The 265-nt window shown below is 38.5% G+C and carries 1 rRNA gene; it reads right to left on the reverse strand.

The window, feature by feature from the left end:
- Nucleotides 1-103 (reverse strand): 23S ribosomal RNA (locus LQ622_RS14975); the annotation flags it as partial.
- Nucleotides 104-265 lie beyond the last annotated feature (162 nt).

Consider the following 265-nt stretch of genomic DNA (forward strand, 5'->3'; position numbering starts at 1 on the left):
ATCAAAGCGTACTTACAGCTCCCCAAAGCATATCGTCGTTAGTAACGTCCTTCTTCGGCTTCTAGTGCCAAGGCATCCACCGTGCGCCCTTAATAACTTAATCGTGTAAAAGCTTGGTCAAACAAACGTATCAATAAAGATACCTGTTTACCAGTTTTACGAGTTATTAATCTGTGATGTCGTCTATAAAGACGACGCGCGATTATTAAGCTTGTTGAATTTCGTTAAAAATTCACTCGGTTTTTTGCTTGGTAAAATCTATTTT

This window comes from Mammaliicoccus sp. N-M50, assembly GCF_022386995.1.
In the GTDB taxonomy this organism is placed as follows: Bacteria; Bacillota; Bacilli; order Staphylococcales; family Staphylococcaceae; genus Mammaliicoccus; species Mammaliicoccus sciuri_A.